A 3,378-nucleotide genomic window follows, 5' to 3' on the forward strand; every position below is an offset into this window, starting at 1 on the left:
GCGTTGCGTCCGTGCACGCGGTCGTACCAGGACATGACGATGTTGTCGAAGTCGATGTAGACGGCGACGCGCTGGCTCTGCAGATCGGCCACGGCGGCTCCTCGCTCGGTGATCAATGCTCTTCGGGGTAACGCAGGCCGATCTGACGCCGGACGGCGTCAAGAGTCTCCATGATGGCCACCGTCTCGTCGATCGGCAGGCGCTCGGAGTCGGTGGCGCCGTCGGCGATGATCTCCTCTGCCGCGAGGGCCTGGAACTGCATCCCGCGCCCCTCGATGTCGGAGACGAATTCCTCCAGCACCGTGCCGTCGGGCGCTGTGACGCGGAAGGACGTCGGGGTGTACCAGACGCGGTCGATGTCGATGCGGCCCTCGGTTCCGACCACGTGGGCCGTGTTCGGGCCGGCCGCACGCGACGACGACAGCGTGGTCGAGACGGCGCCGGACGCGTGGGTGAAGATGGTGGCCACTTCCGTGTCCGCGCCCGTTCCGCCCAGGCGCGCGGTCGCCGCGATCGACGTCGGTGCCCCGAGCATGTCCCAGGCGAACGACACGGGATAGATGCCGAGGTCCAGCAGCGCGCCGCCGCCGAGCTCGAGGGCGTTGAGCCGGTGGGCGGGGTCATCGGAGATCCGCTGCGTGTGGTCGGCGAACACCGCGCGGATCTCGCCCAGCGTTCCGGCTTCGATGATGTCGTGGATGCGGATCATGTGCGGCAGGTACCGGGTCCACATCGCCTCCATCGCCAGGAGCCCCTTCGCGCGGGCCAGGTCGCGGACCGCGATCGCCTGGTCGGCGTTCAGCGTGAACGGCTTCTCGATGAGGACGTGCTTGCCGTGCTCCAGCAGCAGCAGCGCGTTCTCGGCGTGCATCGGGTGAGGAGTGGCGATGTAGACGATGTCGATATCGTCATCGGCGGCGAGCGCCTCGTACGAGCCGTGCACGCGAGCGACGTCGAATTCCTCCGCGAAAGCGCGGGCGCCCTCGAGTCGGCGCGATCCGACGGCCCGCAGGTCCAGACCCGCGGTGCGCAGGTCGCGGGCGAAGGCGTGGGCGATGCCGCCCGTGGCGAGGATTCCCCAACGAAGTCCGGTCATGCGTCGACTGTATCGACCGCCGCCGGTGGAATCGAGGTGAGTGCACCGCGCGGTCCGCGCTCGATACGCTCGACGGGTGACAGCCTCCCTCGAGCGGTTCCGCGAGCTTCTGGCCATCCCGACCGTCTCCTTCGCCGACGAGTCCCAGGTGGATCGATCGGCCTTCGAGCGCTTCGCCGAGGCCCTCGAGCGTCTCTACCCGCTGGTCCACGAGCGCCTGGAGCTCGAGATCGTGGCCGGGTACTCGCGGCTGTACCGGTGGCCGGGTTCCACGGACGAGCAGCCTCTCGTGCTCATGGCGCACCAGGATGTCGTTCCCGTCGTCGACGAGGAGTGGCAGACGCCGCCGTTCGACCCGACCGTTCTCGGTGACGGCGCGGATGCGGCGATCCATGCGCGCGGAGCGATCGACGACAAGGGTGCGCTCGTGGCGATCCTGGAGGCCGTCGAAGCCCTTCTCACGGACGGCTTCACACCGGAACGCGACGTGTACCTGGCGTTCGGGCACAACGAGGAGACCGCCGGCGACGGCGCGGGCGCCATGGTCGACAGGCTCGCCGAGCGCGGCGTCCGACCGGGCCTCGTGCTCGATGAGGGCGGCGCGGTCGTCGAGGGAGTGATCCCCGGCGTCACCGTGCCGACAGCGATGGTGGGTGTCGCCGAGCGCGGGATCATGACGCTCGTGCTGACCGCACGCGAAGACGGCGGTCACGCGTCGACGCCGCCGCGCACTCCGGCCACCGCGCGCCTGGCGCGCGCGATCGTGCGCCTCCATCGTCATCCGTTCCCGGTGCGACTGGTCCCGCCCGTGCGGGCCATGCTCGCCACCCTCGCACCGCACGTGCCTCAGCCGTTGCGCGCGGTGTTCTCCCACACCGGTCTCACCGCGCCCCTCCTCGTGCGCGCCTTCGGAGCGCTCGGGCCCGAGATGCGCGCGATCGTGCGGACGACCGCCGTGGTCACGCAGCTCAGCGGTGCGCCGGGCGAGAATGTGCTCGCGACGAGGGCGCGCGCCGCCGTCAACGTGCGCCTTCTCACCGGAGACACCATCGATGAGGCGACCGCGAGGGTGCGCAGGGTGATCGCCGACCCCGGGGTGGACATCGAGGTGCGCCGAGGTTCGGAGCCCTCGCCGGTCTCGCCGTGGCGAGGGGAGACGTGGCAGCGGATCGCGCGAGCCGTGGGGGAGGCCCTCGGCACGGACGTCGTCACGACCCCCTACCTGCAACTGGGCGCCAGCGACAGTCGCTGGTTCACGCGGATCAGCGACCACGTCTACCGCTTCACGCCCTTCCACCTGACCCGAGCCGAACGCGAGGCGCTGCACGCGCACGACGAGCGCATCCGAATCGATGTCTGGCATCGAGGAATCGGCTTCTACCGGGCTCTTCTCGAAGCGTCGTGACTCCCACACCCTGCGCGACACGCCCGGGGTGTGGTGTGGTTTTGCGTGGGGGTGGGTGGGGACGTAGTGTTCTTGTTGTTCGCCCCAAAGGGGAGAGCGGAGCGGCCGGAAGGCCCCGCCCCCTCAAGCAGCGAACCGCCCCAACTCCTCACGGTTGAAGCACTTCGGTATGAAGCGTTAGGATTGGGTCTCGCCCTTCGGGCACTGAATCCACCTGGGTCTTTCGGATCTGTTGTGTGGGTTTGGGTGCTGGTGTGGGTGGGGTATGATTGTGAAGTTGCCCTTCTGGGCCTGCTTGGTTGCGGGTTGGTTGGTGCGTCCGATCTTTGAGAACTCAACAGCGTGCACTTGTCATATGCCAAATAACCTCGGCCACTTTTTTGTGGTTTGAGATTCCTTTGGATCAATTTTGGATTGTCAGTGATGGCATCCGTTTGGTCATGATTGAACTCGTCGCATGTGTGGTCTTATTCCGACCTGCGTGTGGCTTTCGTTTTTTACGGAGAGTTTGATCCTGGCTCAGGATGAACGCTGGCGGCGTGCTTAACACATGCAAGTCGAACGGTGAAGCCAAGCTTGCTTGGTGGATCAGTGGCGAACGGGTGAGTAACACGTGAGCAACCTGCCCTGGACTCTGGGATAAGCGCTGGAAACGGCGTCTAATACTGGATATGAGCTCTCATCGCATGGTGGGGGTTGGAAAGATTTTTTCGGTTTGGGATGGGCTCGCGGCCTATCAGCTTGTTGGTGAGGTAATGGCTCACCAAGACAATGATCAATAGCTGATTTGAGAGGATGATCAGCCACATTGGGACAGAGACACGGCCCAAACTCCTACGGGAGGCAGCAGTAGGGAATCTTGCACAATGGAGGAAAC

At 66.0% G+C, this 3,378-nt stretch carries 2 protein-coding genes and 1 rRNA gene; 2 read left to right on the plus strand and 1 reads right to left on the minus strand.

Going from position 1 to position 3,378, the window contains the following annotated elements; genetic code table 11:
- Window positions 1–112: 112 nt before the first annotated feature.
- On the minus strand, window positions 113–1,096 hold the full coding sequence (locus B4E30_RS10195) for a Gfo/Idh/MocA family protein (protein ID WP_286795192.1): 984 nt from the start codon (window positions 1,094–1,096) through the stop codon (window positions 113–115).
- A gap of 76 nt (window positions 1,097–1,172) precedes the next feature.
- On the opposite strand from B4E30_RS10195, the gene B4E30_RS10200 reads away from it, so the two are divergent.
- Entirely contained in the window at window positions 1,173–2,501 is a 1,329-nt protein-coding gene (locus B4E30_RS10200; protein WP_286795193.1) for a M20/M25/M40 family metallo-hydrolase, read from the plus strand.
- 496 nt (window positions 2,502–2,997) lie between these two features.
- Window positions 2,998–3,378 (plus strand): 16S ribosomal RNA (locus tag B4E30_RS10205); the annotation flags it as partial.

Origin of the sequence: Microbacterium sp. UBA3394 (assembly GCF_002358725.1) — a bacterium.
GTDB lineage: Bacteria > Actinomycetota > Actinomycetes > Actinomycetales > Microbacteriaceae > Microbacterium > Microbacterium luteum.